This is a genomic window from Arthrobacter sp. Soil782 (assembly GCF_001428435.1).
Classification (GTDB): domain Bacteria; phylum Actinomycetota; class Actinomycetes; order Actinomycetales; family Micrococcaceae; genus Arthrobacter_D; species Arthrobacter_D parietis.
On the sequence record NZ_LMSO01000007.1, the window covers coordinates 310,742 to 329,840 of the forward strand.

Below are 19,099 nucleotides of genomic sequence, written 5' to 3' on the forward strand. Positions count from 1 at the left end.
GCAAAGGAGAACCCAAAGATGTCCACCCTTGAGATCAAGGATCTGCACGTCAGCATCGAGACGGAACAGGGCGCCAAGCCCATCCTCAAAGGCGTCAGCCTGACCATCAACACCGGCGAGAGCCACGCCATCATGGGCCCGAACGGCTCCGGCAAGTCGACTCTCGCATCCACCATCGCCGGTCATCCCCGTTACACGGTGGACAGCGGCTCGATCACCCTCGACGGTGAGGACGTCCTGGAGATGAGCGTCGATGAACGGGCCCGCGCCGGACTCTTCCTCGCAATGCAGTATCCGGTCGAGGTTCCCGGTGTCACCATGACAAACTTCCTGCGCACGGCCAAGACCGCACTCGACGGCCAGGCCCCGAGCCTCCGGCACTGGACCAAGGACGTGAAGGAGGCAATGTCGCAGCTGCGCATTGATGCCGACTTCGCTCAGCGCAACGTGAACGAGGGCTTCTCCGGCGGCGAGAAGAAGCGTGTGGAGATCCTTCAGCTCGAACTGTTCAAGCCGAAGTTCGCCATCCTGGACGAGACCGACTCGGGTCTCGACGTCGACGCGCTCAAGGTTGTGTCAGAGGGCGTCAACCGTGAGCACAGCAAGGGCAACATGGGCACCCTGCTCATCACCCACTACACACGCATCCTGCGGTACATCAAGCCTGACTTCGTGCACGTCTTCGTCGACGGCCGAATCGCTGAAGAGGGCGGCCCTGAGCTCGCCGATCGCCTGGAGGAAGAGGGCTATGACCGCTTCCTCGTGGCCGGTACAGCCACTGCCGGCGCCTGATCCGGCTACCGACACAAAGAGAGGCTCCTGACATGAGCGATGTGAACGCAGCACAGACATCCCTTGAGGATGTCGAAGAGTCGCTGAAGGACGTCATTGATCCTGAGCTCGGCGTGAATATTGTCGATCTTGGTCTGTTGTACGGCTTGAAGTACGCCGACGACGGCGCTTTGCTGATCGACATGACCCTCACCACCGCAGCGTGCCCCCTGACCGACGTGATCGAGGAACAGGTGGGGCAGGCGCTCGATGGGGTAGTCGACGACTGGAGGCTCAACTGGGTGTGGATGCCGCCGTGGGGTCCCGAAAAGATCACAGACGACGGCCGCGACCAAATGCGGGCACTGGGCTTCAATATCTAGCCCATACGGAACACCGGTCCGCACACAAGGGGAGGCAGCGCTGCGAGCGCTGCCTCCCCTTGTGTGCGTCAGCGTCAGCCTTCACTGTTCGTGTGAGCGTGCCGGAAGACCGAAACAAGCCGCTCCGAAAACAGCACGAAGCTGATCTGCCGGATACCGCCGTCGTAATCAGCAACCGTCGCGAACGCAATTCTGGCCACCGCTTCGGGGTCCCAACCAAAGATTCCGGCGCTGATCGCGGGAAAGGCAACCGAGCGTGCGCCCAGCTCGTCGGCGAGCCTGAGACTCTGTCGGAAGCAGGATTCAAGCAGCGCGGGGTCACTCTGGCCCGCATGGCGGTTGGGACCGACGGTATGGACTATCCAGCGGGCAGGCAGCCTGAATCCCGGCGTCGCGACAGCCTGACCCACCGGCAGCCCGCCGGGCAATGAATTTGCGCGGATTTCACGGCACGCTTCGAGCAGTTCCGGCCCCGCCGCCGCATGGATGGCACCGTCCACCCCACCTCCGCCCAGCAGCGATGAGTTCGCTGCATTGACGACGGCGTCGACGTGCTGGGTGGTGATGTCACCGTGGAGGATCTGGACTTCCGGTGCCATGACGGTCACATCCGTTCTGCCCGGTGACAGGACCGAGCGGTTCGACAGCGATGAGCGTGTGCACCAATGTACTAACGTTTGCGGTATTGCCAGAAGAGGGAGACGCCCCAACCATGCCCTTCATCGACCGTCTGCTGTACTGGGCACGCCGCGAACCCGGGCGGAACGCCGTCGTCGCCGGGTCCCTGCGGCTGACCTACGGCGAGCTGGCTGCACGGGCGTCCTCACTGCAGTTGCCTGAGGGAGGAACGATCGCCCTACAGATCAGCGATCCGGTGCGGTTCGCCGTTGCTTTCACCGCCGTGGTTGGACAGGGTAGATGCGCCGCCGTCCTTGATCCCAGCTGGCCGAGTGATCTTCGGGTCAGGATCCTGGAGGCCCTCCATCCGGACGCCGTGATCACTTCAGCGGATCCGGCGGAGGCCGCGCACCCGTCTTCGCTGGCCGACGCAGCTGCCGACGCGCGCTTTTACTGCGGATTCACCTCTGGCACGTCCGGAGTCCCGAAAGGGTTTGTACGAACTGTCGGTTCGTGGTCCCGCTCACTGGAGCGGAGCGTGAACTGGTTCGGTGTCACTCCGGGGTTGCGTGTCTGTGCACCGGGTCCGCTGGCTGCCAGCCTGAATCTGTACGCCCTCGCCGAGTGTCTCTACGCCGGTTCGACCTTCCACTCACTGGCACCCGGGGATAGGGCAGCGACAGGTCCGCTGACGGCGCAGGTCCTGAGGTCCGAGCGCATCGAGCATCTCGTCGGGGTCCCGTCCACACTGCGGCTGGCTCTGGAGCGAATCGAGGGAGAACTACCGGAACTGCGCACCGTGGTGTCCGGCGGTGCCCGGCTTTCCGCGGCGGATACCCAGATCATCCTGCGCAGTGCGCCGGCCGCCCGCGTCTTCGAGTACTACGGCGCGTCGGAGCTGAGCCTGGTCACCGCCCGGCGGGTGGACGGCTTTGACGGGAACGATGTCGGCCGTCCCTTCCCCGGGGTGCGGATCAGGATCGACGCGGACAGCGGTTCCGGCCGGCATGGCGACGTGGGTACCATTTCCGTCCAGACCGACACAGCGATCGAAGGTTATCTCTTCGGAGACGACGGACGCGCCTTCCGGCGCGACGGGAGCTGGGTCACGGTGCAGGACCAGGGCTGGATTGACGACGACGGCGCGCTGCACCTGACCGGTCGGCACGGCGACATGCTCGTGGTCGCGGGAAGCAATGTCTATCCGAGCGAGGTCGAAGCCGCGCTCGCGACGGCAGGTCACCCGGCCGCCGTCGTGCTCGGGGTTCCGGACGCACGCCGTGGCTGCGCGCTGGCCGCTGTCATCCAGGCGCCGCCGGATGCCGTCATCGACACCCGTGCCCTTCGCACCCGGCTGAAGGAGCTGCTGCCCGTCGATAAGGTGCCGAAACTGATCCTCCGAACCGAGCGGCTACCGTTGACCACCGCGGGAAAACCGGATCGCGCGGCACTGAAGGCGACAGTAGTAGGAAGGGACGGTGCCCTTGAGCGGCTTGCCTGAGGACCGTCGGGACGAGAGGCGGGCCGTCATTGCCCTCTGCCGCCGCACACCGTTCGGCCGCCTCCGCGGGGTGTTCTCGTCAACCGAGGCGCATGAGCTGCTCGCAGCCGTCCTGCATGCCGCGTACCGGGACGCCGGCCTTCCGGAGAGTGGCTTGGCGGACGTGATCATCGGCAATGCCGCCGGTGGCGGAGGCAACGTCGCGCGGTTGGCAGCGCTGACCGCGGGCCTGCCGGTGGAGGTACCCGGCCTCACGATCGACCGTCAGTGCGCTTCCGGTCTCGACGCGATCTCGTTGGCCTGCCGGCTCGTGGAGTCGGAGGCAGGCGCCTGGTTCATCGCCGGGGGTGTGGAAAGCTGCAGCACCGCTCCCTTGCGCGCGCACCGGTTGACCTCGCTGCCCGGAGCGCCCGACTTCTTCTCCCGCGCGCGGTTTGCACCGGAGACTCACGGCGATCCGAGTGCCGGCCAGGCAGCTGAGAACGTTGCCGCCGCCTTCGGCGTCCAACGTGACGAGCAGGACCAGTACGCCCTCCGCAGCTACACCCGCACCGCCGCAGCGCTCGATGGAATGTCGGCGGAGATAGTTCCGACTGCCGGCTGCGACACGGACGAGACACCACGTCGTGGGATGACATCGAAGGTCCTGTCCCGATTCCTACCGGCATTCACGGCGGCCGGGAGCGTTACTGCCGGCAATTCCTGTGCCGATGCAGACGCAGCGGTAGTCGCCGTCGTGACGAGCCGTGCACGTGCCAGGGCGGCGGGCTTCAACACAGTGCTTGAATTCCACGGTTCTGCATCTGCCGGAGGGGCGCCTGCCCTCTTTGGAACCGCCGGCGCGCACGCGGTGCTGAAGCTCCTCGAAGGGATCCAGTTGAACAGGAAAGCTGTATCCACCTGGGAGTACAACGAGGCGTTCGCGGCGCAGGTGCTCGCCTCGGCACAGCTGTTAGGAGTTGCCCCTGAACGTCTCAACCTCCACGGCGGTGCTCTTGCCTATGGCCACCCATATGGTGCCTCGGGCGCGATGCTCGTTGCCAACCTTCTGCGCCAGGCCTCCATGCCGGGCGGTCCCCGGGACGACGGCGGCTGGTCGGTGGCTGCGGTGAGCGCAGCCGGCGGCGTAGGGACAGCCGCCGCTTTCCGTACGGTGAGCCTCCAGTAGCAGCGGGAGGATCCGCTGCCCAGCAGCCCTACGAACCAGACCTGGATGCTCCACCGGGAGTGCCGCCGTCGTGATCTGCTTCCGCGAGACCGCGCGCTGCGAGCGCATCTCCGGTCTGCTGTGCATAGGCCACCGCACCGATGAAGACGGGAAGGATCAGCGCGCGTGGATTGCGTTCCAGGCCGCGGGCACGGGCCGCGTCGCGGGAATCCTCCGCAGAGCCGACCAGATAGGGGATGCTGCGCAGCATCAGTGCGACGGTCAGCCCAAAGCGTTCCGGATCGGCGCCAAGCGGCCGCAGCGGACGAGCCAGTGAAACCAGTCCGTCGAGAATGCGTTGGCTCTCGGTTGTCAGCGTGATCAGCAGGGCAGCCAGAACGCAGGTCACGATGTTCCCGACAACGAGGAACGCTGGAAGGAGTCCCGCGCTGAACCACTGGAACGCTCCAAGGACGACGATGAGCAGCCACATCTTCCGAAGGGGCTGGAGCAGCTCGCGGAGCCCAAGCCGAGCACCCACGAGGTAGGCCAGGACAACCAGGCCCAGACCGGCCAGTGTGGCTTCCAGCGAACTTAGTGCCAGGACCGCCACCGACAGCACAGCCACCGGCAGGAACTTGGCCCACAGGGGAACGGCATGCAGGATCGATCTGCGCTCCACATACGCGCCGAGCAGGCTGGCGTGACCCCTCACAGCGGCCCTTCAGCGGACGCATCATGCAGGCTGAGGTCGCGGTAGGCCGCGACGGCGTCGGCGGGGACGCCGTCGAATATCACCCGGCCGGAATCAACCACCAGGGTGCGTTCAGCCTGCAGCGCGAAGTCCAGCGAATGGGTGGTGAAAATGACCTGCTGGTCAAGCCCGCGGAACAGGCGCCGCACGCGTTCTGAGTTACGGAGGTCAAGGAGGGTGGTCGGTTCATCGGCAACGAGGACCTTGGGATCACACGCAAGGACGGTTGCGAGGGCGAGGAGCTGGCGTTCACCGCCCGAGAGGTCGTAGACGCTCTGATCCGCAAGATGCGCGAGTCCGAATCGGCCGAGAACTTCAACAGCTGCCGTGCGCCGCTCCCCGCGGTCTCGGTAGCGCCGGCGCAGGGACAGCTCCACGTCTTCACGACCGGTGGGCATCACCAGTTGGGACAGCGGGTCAGTGAACATGAAAGCCACGCTTTGCCGGACCGCCGCGCCTTTGCGCGCGGTGTCCAGCCCGTCGACCGTCACCTGACCGGACGTCGGCAGGACCAGTGAATTGATCAGTTTCAACAGGGTGGACTTGCCGGATCCGTTTGCGCCGATGATGCTGATGCGGCTTTCTGCCAGTGTGAGATTCAGCGGTGCCAGGATGGTTCGTGGTGCCGGATGATCTGCCTGTACGGCTGCTTCGCTGAACTGGATCATTGCCTACCTCAGCGCCGGCGGGCTGAACGGGACTGGAGACGGGGGAACGCCTTGAGAACACTGAGCCCGATTGCAGCGGCCGCCAGGTTCTTCAGGACGTCTCCGGGGAGGAAGACGACGTCGGCTGCGATGGCAGCGGCGAGGTCAAGTTTTGCATTGATCATCATGCCGATGATTCCCAACGGATGCGTGATGAGCAGGCTGGTCACAGTGCAGGCAACGAACAGTGCAAGGAACCGGTAGCGGGAAAACCGGCGGAAGACGATGCGTGCGAGGAAGCCGACCACGAAGGCTGCAATGGGGAAGGCGATGATGTAACCGGCTGATGGGCCGAAGAGGACACCGATACCGCCTCGGAACTGGCTGAAGATCGGTAGTCCCGCGAGCGCAACGGCCACGTACAGGCTGAGGGCTGCGCCCGCCCGCCACGGGCCGAGCACAATTCCGGTCACCATGATTGCCAGGGTCTGCAAAGTGATGGGCACCCCCACCTGCCCCACCGGTATAGCGGGTAGGATGGCACTGGCGGCCACGACGGCTGCGAAGACCGCGATCAGCGAGAGATCGGTCGCATTCCAGGAAGAACGAGCCCGTGCCGGAGAATCGGCACGTGTGGAATGCGGAGCCGAATTAGTCTGTTGCATCGTGACGCTTTCTGTGAGATCTGCACAACGGTGAGCTGTTACTTACCGAGATTAGTGCGGAAAGAAGCAAACGCTTTTGTAGGTTTCCTACAACATTGAGGTCCGGCCTACCGCGCCGGAACAGGAAAGGCCCAGCCACCGTGATTACCGTGTCTAATCTTGAATTGCGTGCGGGCGCAAGGCTGCTCATGGATCAGGTGTCCTTCCGGGTGGACCGGGGAGACAAAATCGGGCTCGTCGGGCGAAACGGCGCCGGCAAGACAACGCTGACCCGGGTATTGGCGGGGGAGGGTCTGCCGGCCGCGGGCACCATCACCCGCACCGGGGAGATCGGCTACCTGCCGCAGGACCCGCGTACTCCCAACATGGAGCAGTTGGCCCGTGACCGGATCCTCTCTGCCCGCAACCTGGACGTTGTTGTCCGGAAGCTGCGTGAGACGCAGGACCAGATGGCCAGTGAAGATACCACCGTCCGGGACAAGGCCATGGCTCGCTATGACCGCCTGGAGACGGAGTTCCTCGCCCACGGCGGCTACGCGGCAGAAGCCGAGGCGGCTGCTATCTCCTCGAATCTCGCGCTTCCGGAACGAATCCTCAACCAGCCGCTGAAAACACTGTCGGGCGGTCAGCGCCGACGGGTGGAGCTCGCGCGCATCCTTTACTCCGGCGCTGAAACCATGCTCCTCGATGAGCCGACCAACCACCTGGATGCTGATTCCATTACCTGGCTGCGGGAATTCCTGAAGAATCACCAGGGCGGGCTGATTGTCATCAGCCACGATGTGGAGCTGCTTGAAGCGACCGTCAACAAGGTGTTCCAGCTTGATGCGAACCGGGCCACCATCGACCTGTACAACATGGGGTGGAAGCGCTACGTACAGCAGCGTGAGACCGATGAGCGGGCGCGCAAGCGGGAACGGGCCAACACCGAGAAGAAGGCCCAGGTGCTGATTGACCAGGCCAACAAGATGCGCGCGAAGGCAACCAAGGCGGTCGCTGCCCAGAATATGGCAAAGCGGGCTGAGCGGATGCTCTCCGGGCTCGATGACGTACGCGCACAGGACCGCGTAGCAGCTCTGCGCTTCCCCGAACCGGCGTCGTGCGGCCGCACGCCGATGACGGCAGAGGGTCTGAGCAAGTCCTATGGCTCGCTGGAAATTTTCACCGACGTCGATCTGGCCATCGACCGCGGCTCCAAGGTGGTGATCCTCGGGCTGAACGGTGCGGGCAAAACCACCCTGTTGCGAATGCTTGCGGGGGTTGACAAGCCGGATACCGGGAGGATCGTGCCGGGTCACGGCCTCAAGGTGGGCTACTACGCCCAGGAGCACGAGACGCTGGACACCGAGCGCACCGTCCTCGAGAACATGCGATCCTCGGCACCCGACATGCGGGATGCGGAGGTCCGGGGCATTCTCGGTTCCTTCCTGTTCTCCGGTGACGATGTCGACAAGCCGGCAGGGGTCCTCTCCGGAGGCGAGAAAACTCGCCTCGCCCTTGCAACGATCGTGGCATCATCCGCCAATGTGCTGCTGCTCGATGAGCCCACCAACAACCTGGACCCGGCAAGCCGCGCGGAAATCCTTGGAGCCTTGCGGAACTACTCCGGCGCGGTAGTGCTCGTCAGCCACGACGAGGGCGCTGTGGACGCATTGAACCCGGAACGGGTAGTGCTGCTGCCTGACGGCGTGGAAGACCTCTGGAACGACGACTATCTTGACCTGGTGACGCTCGCCTAGAGTCCCTGGGCGTCCAGAATCGCATCCTCTTCCTGCTCGGAGGAGGCGCGTCGTCGTGCCCGTGCGGGCGCTGCCTGCACATGCTCGTCCTCATGGTCGATACGGTACTGCTGCCGGGCGGCATAACCCAGGCCAACGAACAACAGCACTCCGAAGGCGAACCACTGCATGGAATAGGACAGGTGCGGACCGAGGTCGATAGCCGGCTTGGCCGGGGCGATCGGGGCTGTGGCCGGGGCCGGTGTTTCGCTGGCCACCAGACCGTACGCAGCGGTGGAAATCGGATACTCCAGCTGCGATTGATAGGCAGCCAGGTCAATGGAGGCCAGTTGTCCCTGCGGCGCGGACCGGTCCAGGTCCGGCTCTGCCGGACGAATGCGTGCGACGACGGTGACTTCTCCCTCCGGCGCGGGAGGAACTGTATCGGGGCGGCCCGCGCGGTCGTTGCCAATTGGCAACCATCCACGGTTGATGACGACGGCGGTGCCGTCCTGGAGCTTCAACGGAACCAGAACTTCGTAGCCCGGCCGGCCGCCCAGCGGCCGGTTACGTACGATGCGCTGGTTGGCGGAGTCATAGTGTCCGACGAGCGTGACAGGGGCCCATTCCGTTGCCTCATCAAAAGACTCAAACAGCGACGGCGAGTAGGGGATCGGCGCGAGATCATAGTTTGCCTCGACCGTGTTCACGGTAGCCGCCGCCTGGTCCCGCCGGTCCAACTGCCACAGCCCCAGTGCGCTGCAGGCTGCGGCCAGCACCAGAACGAGCGCCAACCAGCCGAACCAGCGGGGTGTCGCCAGGTATTTCAGTATCTTCACGGCGCCGCCGGACTGCCTTCCAGCGGCAGCGTCTGCTTCCAGAGTCCTCTGGTGGTGAGGTACTCCTCCAGCCACTCGCGGTGCTCGCTGCAGGCGAGCCACGTCTTTCTGCGCTCAGGAGTGTGAATGCGGGGGTTGTTCCAGAGGAGTTGCCAGGACGCACTCTGTCCGCAGGCTTTCCGGGAGCAGATGGGGTTGCCGTGCGCTGTAGATGCAGCCCTGGTTGACTGCGCTGTTGAGGCAACTGCGCCCGGCAACTGGTCGAAGATGCTCACGATGTTCCTTCCTGCTTCCCGGCTTCCTGATCGAGCTCCGGCTCGTCTTCGATGATCTCGCCCTGCAGCGTGACGGACTCCTCTTTCACTGCCGCCGGTGCCGGTGCTTCCAGTTCCGCGGCAGGAGCACGGTCGAGCAGCGAATCGCTGTGGGCGAGGTTGCTGGTGTCGCTTCCACCATTCGCTATGATCACCGCGAAATAGGGAAGGAACACGGCTCCCGCGATCATGACCCACTGCAGCCAGCCCTCCACCACGAAAACGAGGATCAGGCAGACCATGCGAATTCCCATGGACACGGAATACTTGATCATCCGCTGGCGCATGTCATCGCTGTGCGCCTCGCGGGCATCACTGATGTTATGGATTTCCGGGCGGCGCTTTGACTGATGGCTCAGCTTGATCATCACACTCCAAGGGGACTATTCCATTGTCTCACTCCCGAGCCCCCACTTAAAGTTCCCGGCAACATCGGTCAGTGCAGATAGGATCGAACGGATGCTCAGCACCGCTCCTCCCGAAAGGACCCTCCGTGCAGGAACAAGACACCGCTGGAACGCCCGAGAAGAAAACCGGACGCAGCGTCCTGGTAACGGGAGGCAACCGCGGGATCGGGCTGGCAATTGCTCAGTCCTTCCTCGCCAACGGTGACCGGGTGGCCATCACGTACCGAAGCGGCAATGTTCCGGCCGGGATGCTCGGGGTGAAAGCGGACGTCACGGACAACGCGCAGGTCGATGCCGCCTTCAGCGAAGTTGAGAACACCCACGGCGCTGTTGAGGTGCTGATCGCGAACGCGGGTATCACCCGGGACACCCTGCTTCTTCGGATGAGTGAAACGGATTTCACGGACGTCGTAGACACAAACCTCACAGGCTCCTTCCGGGTGATCAAGCGGGCCAGCAGGGGGATGCTTCGCCTGCGCAAGGGCCGGATTGTCCTCATCTCGTCAGTGTCCGGGCTGTATGGAGCGCCGGGACAGATCAATTATTCGGCCTCCAAGGCCGGGCTCGTGGGAATTGCACGCTCGCTGACGCGGGAACTCGGATCCAGGGGAATCACCTGCAACGTGGTTGCTCCCGGATTCATCAACACGGACATGACCGCCGCGCTACCGGCCGAAACCCAGCAGACCTACCTTTCCTCCATCCCAGCCGGCCGGTTCGCGGATGCAGACGAGGTTGCCAACGTGGTCCGTTGGGTTGCCAGCGACGAGGCGGCCTACATTTCAGGGGCCGTCATCCCCGTTGACGGCGGACTCGGAATGGGTCACTGACTACCACCACAGCAGTTCTTCGCACTACACAGCCAAAGGCACAACCGAATCAAGGAGGGCCCCGGACATGGGCGCACTGGACAGCACAACGGCAATCGTCACGGGATCGTCCCGCGGAATCGGCGCTGAGGTGGCAAAGCTCCTGGCCGCGCAGGGCGCCGCCGTCGTCGTCAATTACCGGCAGAAGGCGCCCCGGGCCAACAAGGTGGTCGCGGGCATCGAGGCCGCCGGCGGCCGTGCCGTGGCAGTGGGCTCGGACCTGACTGCCCAGGACGGCGCACAGGCACTCGTGGACGCTGCTGTGCAGAATTTCGGTGGACTCAACCTGCTGGTCCTCAATGCCTCCGGCGGTATGGAGTCCGGCCTCGGGGAGGACTACGCGCTCAAGCTCAACCGGGACGCACAGGTCGGCATGCTCACGGCAGCTCTTGACGCCATGCCCGCCGGCTCCCGCGTCGTCTTTGTCACGAGCCACCAGGCCCACTTCATCAACACGGTGGAAACGATGGACGCCTACGAGCCGGTAGCGCGCAGCAAGCGTGCTGGTGAGGATGCGCTTCGGGAGATGGTTCCGGCGCTGACCGAACGCGGCATCAGCTTCGTCGTCGTCTCCGGAGACATGATCGAGGGCACGGTCACCGCTACCCTGCTCGACCGCGCGGCGCCGGGCGCCATCGAGGCCCGCCGGCAGGAGGCGGGACGCCTCTACACGGTGGAGGAGTTCGCGGCCGAGATTGTTGCCATGGCAACCGCTGATGTTCCCACCGGCCACACAGAGTACGTAGGCGGAGCTGAGCACTTCACGCGCTAGCCCTTAGCCGGCTGCCGCGAAGAGCATGGACCTACAACCGCACGAAGTGGCGGACCACGTCAAGGTAGGGAAAGTTCACCGCAACATCAGCGGCTGACCGCACCGCCGGCTTGGCGTTGAACGCGACGCCAAGCCCGGCAGCGGCCAGCATGTCCAGGTCATTGGCGCCGTCGCCCACTGCAACCGTACGTTCGAGCGGTATCCCGGCGGCCTCGGACCATGCCCGCAGGCACCGTGCCTTCTCCGCCCGGTCCACCACCGGACCGATCACTGAACCCGTGAGCGTGCCGGCGTCCACGCCCAGTTCATTGGCTTTGGCATGGGTCAGGTTCAGACGCGCGGCCAACGGCTCGAGAATCTGGCTGAATCCGCCCGAAACCACCGCAACAACATGACCAGCATCCAGGAATGCCGCGACCAGATGTTCTGCACCTTCGCTCAGCTCGATCCGGGTGCCGACATCATCAATGACACCCTCAGTCAGCCCGGCGAGCACAGCTACCCTCGCATGCAGACTCTGTGCAAAATCCAGTTCGCCGCGCATTGCGGATTCCGTGACGGCAGCAACCTCCGCTTCCCGGCCGGCGTGTGCTGCAAGGAGCTCGATGACCTCCTGCTTGATGAGGGTCGAGTCCACATCCATGATGAGCAGTTTGGTTCCCTCGCCGAGGAGCGCAGTAGGCACCACCGCGATGCCCGTTTCATCTGACAACAGCGGCGCAACCGTCGTGCGAAGCGTATCGATGTCGTCATCGGAACTGACGGTCAGGCAGTCAACCTGGTAGCGGCCGTCGTCGTTCCGGCTTTCACCAACGACGACGGCGCCACTTTCCTGCAGGGCGCGGCGCACCCGCAAGCAGTGAGCATCCTCCAACCGGGCGCCGAAGCTGACCACCCTGAACATCTCCGCCACGTGCGCCAACGGCCTTTCCTCGATCCGAATCTCCTCTGTCATTATGATCCCCTGCCCGGCGGCGGTGAAACCGGTGACGGGCCATACGGATTTCCGGTCATGCCGCCGCTGTTCATTTAACGTTCAAGGCTGCTCTTGGCCTAGTGTCTACTGTCATGAGTGATGTTCTGGAACTCTCCGGGGTGAGTCTTGTCCGCGGAGGCAAAGCGCTCCTGGACGACGTCAGCTGGCAGGTCCGTGAGGGTGAGCGCTGGGTGGTTATGGGCCCCAACGGCGCGGGCAAAACCACGCTCCTGCAGATCGCAGGCGCGCGGATCCACCCAACGCGCGGCGTGGCGGGAATCCTCGACGAGGTGCTGGGAGCGGTCGACGTCTTCGAGCTGCGGCCCCGTATCGGCCTCGCCTCGGCGGCGTTGGCGTCCCAGATCCCGGAACATGAAACCGTGCTCAATGTGGTCGTTACTGCCTCCTATGGAGTGACCGGCCGCTGGCGCGAACAGTATGAGCGGCTGGATGAGCGTCGGGCCTTCCGGCTGCTCGACGCCTGGGGTGTCTCCACCCTGATGAACAGACCCTTCTCTTCGCTGAGCGAGGGCGAACGCAAACGTGTCCAAATAGCGCGTGCCCTGATGGCTGACCCGGAGCTGCTCCTGCTCGATGAGCCTGCCGCCGGCCTGGATCTGGCCGGACGCGAGGACCTCGTCGCGCGCCTCAGCGAACTTGCTGCGGATGAGGATTCGCCGGCGATCGTCCTGGTGACGCATCACCTCGAAGAAGTACCTCCGGGCTTCACTCACGCGATGCTCCTGCGTGAGGGTTCAGTGGTGGCGGCTGGACCCGTCGGTGATGTGCTGGTGGCCGAACACCTGAGCCTGGCGTTCGACATGCCTCTCGAAGTTGCCCAACGGGATGGCCGTTACAGCGCCGTCGCGCGGTCCTAGCAGCGGAAGTCACTTCGTGGACCTGTGGCGCGATGCGCTGATCCTGCTCGGCGGTTTGTGGGCCGGAACCATCAACACGATCGTCGGTTCCGGCACCCTGGTGACGTTCCCCATTCTGGTTGCCCTGGGGTACGCCCCGGTGACCGCCACCATCAGCAATGCCATGGGACTCGTGGCCGGCAACGTAACCGGCGCATGGGGGTACCGGGAAGAGCTGAAGGGCAACGGCCGAACCCTGGCCCGGCTGTTGCCAGCTTCGCTGCTCGGAGGCATTGCCGGTGCGGCCCTCCTTCTCAACCTCCCCGAGACCGTCTTCGGGCTGGTGGCGCCGTTCCTGATCGTGGTCGCGCTCGGGTTTGTGATCTTCCAACCGAAACTGCAGCGTTGGGTGCGGCGGCGCGCTGAGACCAAAGCGCCCACAAGATCCCATCCGTTGGCACTGACGGTGCTCGTCTTCCTGGCCGGCGTCTACGGCGGCTATTTTGTCGCCGCGCAGGGCATTCTGCTGGTGGGGATCCTGGGCATTTTTCTTTCCGGCACCATGCAGTCAGCCAACGCGATGAAGAACGTCCTTGTGCTTGGGGTGAACCTGATCGCAGCTGTCTCCTACATGCTCTTTGCCTTCGATCGCATCGAATGGTGGGTTGTCCTGCTCATCGCCGTTGGTTCCCTTGTGGGCGGGGTTATCGGGTCCAAGGTCGGCCGGCGCCTTTCCCCCCTCATTCTGCGGAGCGTCATTGTGGTCCTCGGTCTGGTTGCGCTCTACGTCATGATCGTGCGGCTGGTGAGCTAGCGTGGCCCTGGAGCGCCTCGCCGACGCGGCGGACCCCCGGGTTACTGACTACACCGGACTGACCGATACGCAGCTGCGTCGGCGCCGCGAGCCGGCAGAGGGCCTGTATATCGCCGAAAGCACGAAGGTGCTCCGGCGGGCCATCGACGCCGGGCATACGCCGCGATCGTTCTTCCTGACGGACAAATGGCTCCCGGATCTCGAAGACATCCTTGCCCGTTTCCCGGACACACCTGCCTATGTCGGGTCCGAGTCGGTACTGGAGGACATCACCGGCTTCCATCTTCACCGCGGCGCCTTGGCGGCCATGAATCGCCCTGCTCCGCTGGCACTGGAGGATGTGCTGCATAGCGCGCACCGCGTGGCGATCCTCGAAGACATGGTGGATCACACCAACCTGGGCGCGGTTTTCCGTTCCGCAGCGGCGCTCGGCGTGGATGCGGTCCTGATCACGCCACGCTGCGCTGATCCGCTGTATCGAAGGGCTATCAGGGTCAGCATGGGAACGGTCTTCCAGGTGCCGTGGGTGAGGCTGGACTCGTGGCCGGGCAGCATCGCAATGCTTCGAGCGTCCGGTTTTCTGGTGGCGGCACTGGCCCTGGCACCGAATTCGCTCGAGCTGCAGGAGCTGTCGCAGCGCGATCCGGACCGACTGGCCCTCATTTTGGGCACTGAGGGTGAGGGGCTCTCGCAATCCACACTCGAACAAGCAGATATCTCCGTCAGGATTCCGATGAGTTCCGCCGTGGATTCCCTCAACGTCGCAGCGGCAGGCGCCGTCGCTTTCTGGGAGTGCAGGTCGCGTGCGGACCAGCGCTCCGAGTGCTCTTTCGCGGATCCCCCGCGCGTGCGGTAGAGTTGGTTGCTGGTCTACGGGCCGTCAACTTTCAAACCACCGGTGCCTGGCAAAATCCAGGCAACTACAGAAGGTACTCCCATGAAGTCTGATATCCACCCCAAGTACGCATCGGTCGTCTTCCGCGACCTCGCTTCTGAGAAGTCTTTCCTCACCCGCTCAACCGTTACTTCCAACAAGACGGTTGAATGGGAAGACGGAAACACCTACCCGCTGGTAGAGGTGGAAATCTCTTCGGAGTCCCACCCGTTCTACACCGGCAAGCAGCGCATCATGGACTCCGCCGGCCGCGTCGAGCGCTTCAACCAGCGCTTCAAGGGTTTCGGCAAGAAGTAATTCGCTTGAACAGTGTTACTGGGCCCGAACCGGAATTTCCGGTTCGGGCCCAGCGCTTTAAGCCGTATACCAAGGGGTAGCCGGAAGGTGCAGCAGGAGGATCATGGATCACGGGGCCACACGGGAATTTCACGGTGAATACAAGGTTGCCGGCGGCAAGCTGGTAGTGGTGGACACCGACGTCGCAGGCGGGAAGCTGAGTCAGGTGTCGGTGAACGGTGATTTCTTCCTGGAGCCGGACGAGGCGCTGGATGACATCAATGCCGCCCTGGAAGGGCTTGAGACCGATACTTCGCACGGCGAATTGGCATCGGCGATCCGACGGGAGCTGCGACCGGATGCGCAACTCTTCGGCTTCTCGCCGGAAGCAGTCGCCACCGCCGTCCGCAGGGCGCTGGGAAAGGCTTCCGGCTTCGCTGACCACCAGTGGGAGATCATCGGTCCCACGCCGCTTCCCACCGCCATGCACGTCGCGATGGACGAGGTGCTGACCCGTGAGGTGGGTGCCGGCCTGCGTAACCCAACCCTGCGCTTCTGGGAGTGGGAAAGCCCCTCGGTGGTCATCGGCAGTTTCCAGTCCATGCGCAACGAGGTAGATGCTGACGCGGTTCGTCGCCACGGCGTGAGCGTGGTCCGCCGCATGAGCGGCGGCGGAGCCATGTTCATGGAGCACGGCAACGCCATCACCTATTCGCTCTACATCCCGCAGTCACTGGTGGATGGAATGAGCTTCGCTGACTCCTACCCGTTCCTCGATGACTGGGTGATGGAAGGATTGAAAAAGCTGGGGATCTCCGCCTGGTACCAGCCGCTCAACGACATCGCAACGGATATCGGCAAGATCGGCGGCGCGGCGCAGAAACGGCTGAGCAACGGCGGCATGCTCCACCATGTGACGATGTCCTACGACATCGATGCAGACAAAATGCTCGAGATCCTCCGGATCGGACGCGAGAAGCTCTCTGACAAGGGAATCAAGAGCGCCAAGAAGCGGGTGGACCCCCTCCGTCGGCAGACCGGACTGACACGGGAGGAAATCATCCAGGTCCTGAGCGAAACCTTCAGGGAGCGCTACCAGGCCGTAGACGGGATCCTGACAGAGACCGAACTGGCAACGGCGCAGACGCTGGTCGAGGAGAAATTCGGTACCGACGAATGGCTTTACCGCGTGCCGTGATTCGTCAGCCCGCCGCCTGTTGGGCCCGCAACGCGCGCAGCAGGTGGTCGCGTTCCTCCACCACGATCCTCCGGAGGGATTGAGGTGACCCCGTGTGTTCATCCAGCCAGGAATCTGTCAGCACCACCACCGGATGGTCTTCAGGAACGGATCCCTCGGCGAGGTCCTGATCGCCGGGATACAGTCCACGCACAATCCTTGCCGACATTTCAATCGGCAGCTCCCGCCATACCCTCTCAATCTCCTGGAAATAGGCATCGACATACGGATCACGCAGTTCCGACGGTCCTTGCTGGAAACCGACCATGGTGGCGCTGAGCAATTCGTTGGACAACCGATCGCCGAAGACGGCCTCCTTCCACGCTCTGGCCTTGACGGCAGTGTCCGGGAACGACGTGCACGCCGTCGTGAAGCCGGTTCGGCCCGATGCAGTGCGGTCACGCTGGAGGGCGGCTTCGAGTTCATCAACCGTGGCAAGGTTCTGCGCCGCCAACGCCTGCCACAGCTGCCAGGTGAGTTCGTCGTCGATCACCAAACCGTCAACAGTCTCCGTGCCTTCCAGCAGGCCGCGCACCAGGGGCGCAAGGGTTGCTGTCTTCCGGGCGGTTGCGGCCAGCGCCCGTGCCCAGACCAGCTGATGATCAGAACCGGGTGCGGCGGCTTCCAGCCCGCGGAGCAGGAAACGCGTGAAGCGCTCGCGCAGAGCCATCCGTGCCGGGACCGGGGCATAGTGTTCGACGGCGTGCCGGGCGTTCTGAAGCAGCTGCTGGAGGATCCCTACGCCCTCCTCGGCCGGCGCTGTCCTCCCGACCGCCTCCACGTAGTCGTCTGCGCTGAGGATGCCATCACGAGTCGAGGACCACAATGCAGCCAGGCATACAGCCCTCGCCAGGGGTTCCTCCAGCCGGTCCGCGGAGGACAGAAGCGTTGCGAGGGAGCGATCATCGAAGACGAGCTTTGCATAGGTCAGGTCATCGTCGTTGATGAGCAGCAGATCGGGCTGTGCGCTGCCGATGAGTTCGGGAATCTCCGTGCGGTCCCCATCCAGCAGGACATCGTGGGAAGCGGTGCGGAGCAGCCTGCCGTTCGAATCAAGCGAGTAGAGCCCTAAACGGACGCTGTGCGGGCGGGGAGCAGGTGTTGAGCTCACGGGGTCGAGCGCCTGCTGGAGGATCGCCAGCGAAGTATAGACGCCGTCGTCGTCGGTTTCCACCTGAGCGGCAAGCTGCGGAACTCCAGAGGTCTGCAGCCACCGCTGTGCCCAGTCCGACATGTCCCTGCCCGAGGCTTCACTGAGAGCTCCCAGCAAGTCATCGAGTGTGGTGTTCGAGAAGGCGTGCTTGCGGAAGTAGGACCGTGCCGCGGACGCAAAAGCTTCGAAACCGGCGTAGGCCACGAGCTGCTTCAGGACCGAGGCACCCTTGGCATAGGTGATGCCGTCGAAATTGAGCTTCGCGGCTTCCAGGTCCACGATGTCCGCGACGATCGGGTGGGTGGAAGGCAGCTGATCCTGCAGGTAGGCCCAGGCCTTGCGCCGGGTGGCGAAGGTGACCCACGAGGTCGGCGAATCCAACGCCTCCGCTACCGCGAGCGCTCCCGAGAAGTCAGCGAAAGATTCCTTCAGCCACAGATCATCCCACCAGGTCATCGTCACGAGATCGCCGAACCACATATGCGCCATCTCGTGCATGATCGTATTGTCCCGCGCCTCGTACTGCGCGTGCGTGGCCCTCGACTGGAACACATAGGACTCGGTGAAGGTCACCAGACCGGGGTTTTCCATGGCACCGAGGTTGTATTCGGGCACAAAGGCCTGATCGTATTTCCCGAACGGGTAAGGGTACTGGAACAAGTCGTGGAAGTAGGTGAGTCCCCGGCGCGTGGTGTCGAAGATCCGCGCCGCATCGAGGTGCGCGCTGAGCGACCGGCGGCAGAACAGGGACAAGGGGATGGTCAGCACCTCTCCGCCGTCCAGAATGCCGGTCCATTCGTCAGTTACGGATTCGTATGGACCGGCCAGGACCGTCGTGATGTAGGTCGAAATGCGCATTGTGGGCGCGAAGTGCCAGGTCGCGGAGCCGTCGTCGTGCTGGTCGCGGCTGGTCTCGGCGCCGTTCGATGCGACGGTCCACCGCTCCGGGGCGCGAACGTGGAAGCTGAAGGACGCCTTGAGGTCGGGCTGTTCGAAACAGGCGAAGACACGGCGGGCGTCGGCTGGCTCATACTGGGTGTACAGGTACGTCTCACCGTCGGCGGGATCCTCGAAGCGGTGCATGCCCTCGCCGCTGCGGCTGTACAGCGCCGTACCGTCCACGATCACGGTGTTCTGCTCAGCAAGCTGGGGGAGCATGATGCGCGCGCCGTCAACAACCTGCTCTGGATCCAGAACCGCGCCGTTCAGCGTGACGGATTGCACCCTGGCGGGGATGAAGTCGAGGAAAGTGTCGGCACCGGGGGAGGAACAGTCAAACGTCACAACTGTCCGCGATGAGAACCCGGTACTCCCGGCATCCTCCGCGGCGCGTACATCCAGCGTGATCTCATAGCTGGAGACGGTGATGATTGCTGACCGGTCCGCCGCCTCATCGCGGCGCAGATTCTCGTTGTGCACCGGCCTATTCAACCATGATCGGAGCGGCCAGCCGCGATGGCTGTCGAGGGCACGACGGCGCGCAGCC

21 protein-coding genes are annotated in these 19,099 nt (G+C 63.9%); 12 read left to right on the forward strand and 9 right to left on the reverse strand.

Features of this window, described 5'->3' with window-relative positions; all coding sequences use genetic code 11:
* The first annotated feature begins 18 nt into the window (after positions 1–18).
* A complete protein-coding gene (sufC, locus tag ASH00_RS08975) occupies positions 19–792 on the forward strand; it encodes a Fe-S cluster assembly ATPase SufC (RefSeq protein ID WP_056547845.1) in 774 nt (257 codons plus the stop codon).
* Between the two features lie 32 nt (positions 793–824).
* Positions 825–1,154 (forward strand): metal-sulfur cluster assembly factor, encoded by a 330-nt coding sequence (locus tag ASH00_RS08980; RefSeq protein ID WP_056547596.1) that lies wholly within the window; start codon positions 825–827, stop codon positions 1,152–1,154.
* Positions 1,155–1,228: 74 nt separating this feature from the next.
* Here ASH00_RS08980 and ASH00_RS08985 read toward each other — a convergent pair whose 3' ends face one another.
* On the reverse strand, positions 1,229–1,753 hold the full coding sequence (locus ASH00_RS08985) for an O-acetyl-ADP-ribose deacetylase (RefSeq protein ID WP_056547600.1): 525 nt from the start codon (positions 1,751–1,753) through the stop codon (positions 1,229–1,231).
* Positions 1,754–1,866: 113 nt separating this feature from the next.
* Here ASH00_RS08985 and ASH00_RS08990 point away from each other — a divergent pair, with 113 nt between their 5' ends.
* Positions 1,867–3,273, forward strand: coding sequence for a class I adenylate-forming enzyme family protein (locus tag ASH00_RS08990; protein WP_056547603.1), 1,407 nt, complete (start codon positions 1,867–1,869; stop codon positions 3,271–3,273).
* Complete coding sequence (locus ASH00_RS08995) at positions 3,251–4,441, forward strand: thiolase family protein (protein ID WP_157359062.1); 1,191 nt, start codon at positions 3,251–3,253, stop codon at positions 4,439–4,441. The genes ASH00_RS08990 and ASH00_RS08995 overlap by 23 nt, the downstream gene beginning before the upstream one ends.
* Before the next feature lie 28 nt (positions 4,442–4,469).
* On the opposite strand, the gene ASH00_RS09000 is transcribed toward ASH00_RS08995, so the two are convergent.
* From ASH00_RS09000 to ASH00_RS09010, 3 genes are read right to left on the reverse strand one after another with little or no spacing between them, the layout of a single operon-like run.
* Positions 4,470–5,135 carry an energy-coupling factor transporter transmembrane component T family protein gene (locus ASH00_RS09000; protein ID WP_056547607.1) on the reverse strand — a complete coding sequence of 222 codons (666 nt, stop codon included), beginning with the start codon at positions 5,133–5,135 and terminating at the stop codon, positions 4,470–4,472.
* Complete coding sequence (locus ASH00_RS09005) at positions 5,132–5,842, reverse strand: energy-coupling factor ABC transporter ATP-binding protein (protein WP_056547610.1); 711 nt, start codon at positions 5,840–5,842, stop codon at positions 5,132–5,134. The genes ASH00_RS09000 and ASH00_RS09005 overlap by 4 nt, the downstream gene beginning before the upstream one ends.
* Before the next feature lie 8 nt (positions 5,843–5,850).
* Entirely contained in the window at positions 5,851–6,486 is a 636-nt protein-coding gene (locus ASH00_RS09010; RefSeq protein ID WP_056547613.1) for a biotin transporter BioY, read from the reverse strand.
* 140 nt (positions 6,487–6,626) lie between these two features.
* On the opposite strand from ASH00_RS09010, the gene ASH00_RS09015 reads away from it, so the two are divergent.
* Positions 6,627–8,225 (forward strand): ABC-F family ATP-binding cassette domain-containing protein, encoded by a 1,599-nt coding sequence (locus ASH00_RS09015; RefSeq protein ID WP_056547615.1) that lies wholly within the window; start codon positions 6,627–6,629, stop codon positions 8,223–8,225.
* Here ASH00_RS09015 and ASH00_RS09020 read toward each other — a convergent pair.
* The 3 genes from ASH00_RS09020 to ASH00_RS09030 are packed head-to-tail and all read right to left on the reverse strand — an operon-like array spanning position 8,222 to position 9,725.
* Positions 8,222–9,037 (reverse strand): SURF1 family cytochrome oxidase biogenesis protein, encoded by an 816-nt coding sequence (locus ASH00_RS09020; protein WP_056547849.1) that lies wholly within the window; start codon positions 9,035–9,037, stop codon positions 8,222–8,224. The genes ASH00_RS09015 and ASH00_RS09020 overlap by 4 nt on opposite strands.
* Positions 9,038–9,039: 2 nt before the next feature.
* Positions 9,040–9,318 carry a hypothetical protein gene (locus tag ASH00_RS09025; RefSeq protein ID WP_056547618.1) on the reverse strand — a complete coding sequence of 93 codons (279 nt, stop codon included), beginning with the start codon at positions 9,316–9,318 and terminating at the stop codon, positions 9,040–9,042.
* Entirely contained in the window at positions 9,315–9,725 is a 411-nt protein-coding gene (locus ASH00_RS09030) for a DUF3099 domain-containing protein (RefSeq protein ID WP_082566007.1), read from the reverse strand. The genes ASH00_RS09025 and ASH00_RS09030 overlap by 4 nt, the downstream gene beginning before the upstream one ends.
* Positions 9,726–9,850: 125 nt before the next feature.
* Between ASH00_RS09030 and fabG the strand changes: the two genes are divergently transcribed.
* Together fabG and ASH00_RS09040 are read left to right on the forward strand one after the other, a co-directional pair.
* Positions 9,851–10,594: a 3-oxoacyl-ACP reductase FabG gene (gene fabG / locus ASH00_RS09035; RefSeq protein WP_056547620.1), complete on the forward strand. Its 744-nt coding sequence runs from the start codon at positions 9,851–9,853 to the stop codon at positions 10,592–10,594.
* A 67-nt stretch (positions 10,595–10,661) separates the two neighbouring features.
* Complete coding sequence (locus ASH00_RS09040) at positions 10,662–11,405, forward strand: SDR family oxidoreductase (protein WP_056547622.1); 744 nt, start codon at positions 10,662–10,664, stop codon at positions 11,403–11,405.
* A 31-nt stretch (positions 11,406–11,436) separates the two neighbouring features.
* Here ASH00_RS09040 and serB read toward each other — a convergent pair whose 3' ends face one another.
* Complete coding sequence (gene serB, locus ASH00_RS09045; RefSeq protein WP_442854349.1) at positions 11,437–12,318, reverse strand: phosphoserine phosphatase SerB; 882 nt, start codon at positions 12,316–12,318, stop codon at positions 11,437–11,439.
* Positions 12,319–12,473: 155 nt separating this feature from the next.
* Here serB and ASH00_RS09050 point away from each other — a divergent pair, with 155 nt between their 5' ends.
* The 5 genes from ASH00_RS09050 to ASH00_RS09070 all read left to right on the forward strand — a co-directional run bounded on the left by ASH00_RS09050 (position 12,474) and on the right by ASH00_RS09070 (position 16,421).
* Positions 12,474–13,259 carry an ABC transporter ATP-binding protein gene (locus ASH00_RS09050; protein ID WP_056547623.1) on the forward strand — a complete coding sequence of 262 codons (786 nt, stop codon included), beginning with the start codon at positions 12,474–12,476 and terminating at the stop codon, positions 13,257–13,259.
* A 16-nt stretch (positions 13,260–13,275) separates the two neighbouring features.
* Positions 13,276–14,052, forward strand: a complete 777-nt coding sequence (locus ASH00_RS09055; protein WP_056547625.1) for a sulfite exporter TauE/SafE family protein — start codon at positions 13,276–13,278, stop codon at positions 14,050–14,052.
* A 1-nt stretch (position 14,053) separates the two neighbouring features.
* Positions 14,054–14,908 carry a TrmH family RNA methyltransferase gene (locus ASH00_RS09060; protein WP_056547627.1) on the forward strand — a complete coding sequence of 285 codons (855 nt, stop codon included), beginning with the start codon at positions 14,054–14,056 and terminating at the stop codon, positions 14,906–14,908.
* 81 nt (positions 14,909–14,989) lie between these two features.
* Positions 14,990–15,244, forward strand: a complete 255-nt coding sequence (locus tag ASH00_RS09065; protein WP_056547629.1) for a type B 50S ribosomal protein L31 — start codon at positions 14,990–14,992, stop codon at positions 15,242–15,244.
* Positions 15,245–15,347: 103 nt separating this feature from the next.
* Positions 15,348–16,421 carry a lipoate--protein ligase family protein gene (locus tag ASH00_RS09070; protein WP_157359064.1) on the forward strand — a complete coding sequence of 358 codons (1,074 nt, stop codon included), beginning with the start codon at positions 15,348–15,350 and terminating at the stop codon, positions 16,419–16,421.
* Between the two features lie 4 nt (positions 16,422–16,425).
* Here ASH00_RS09070 and pepN read toward each other — a convergent pair whose 3' ends face one another.
* Entirely contained in the window at positions 16,426–19,032 is a 2,607-nt protein-coding gene (gene pepN / locus ASH00_RS09075; protein WP_056547633.1) for an aminopeptidase N, read from the reverse strand.
* Positions 19,033–19,099: the final 67 nt, after the last annotated feature.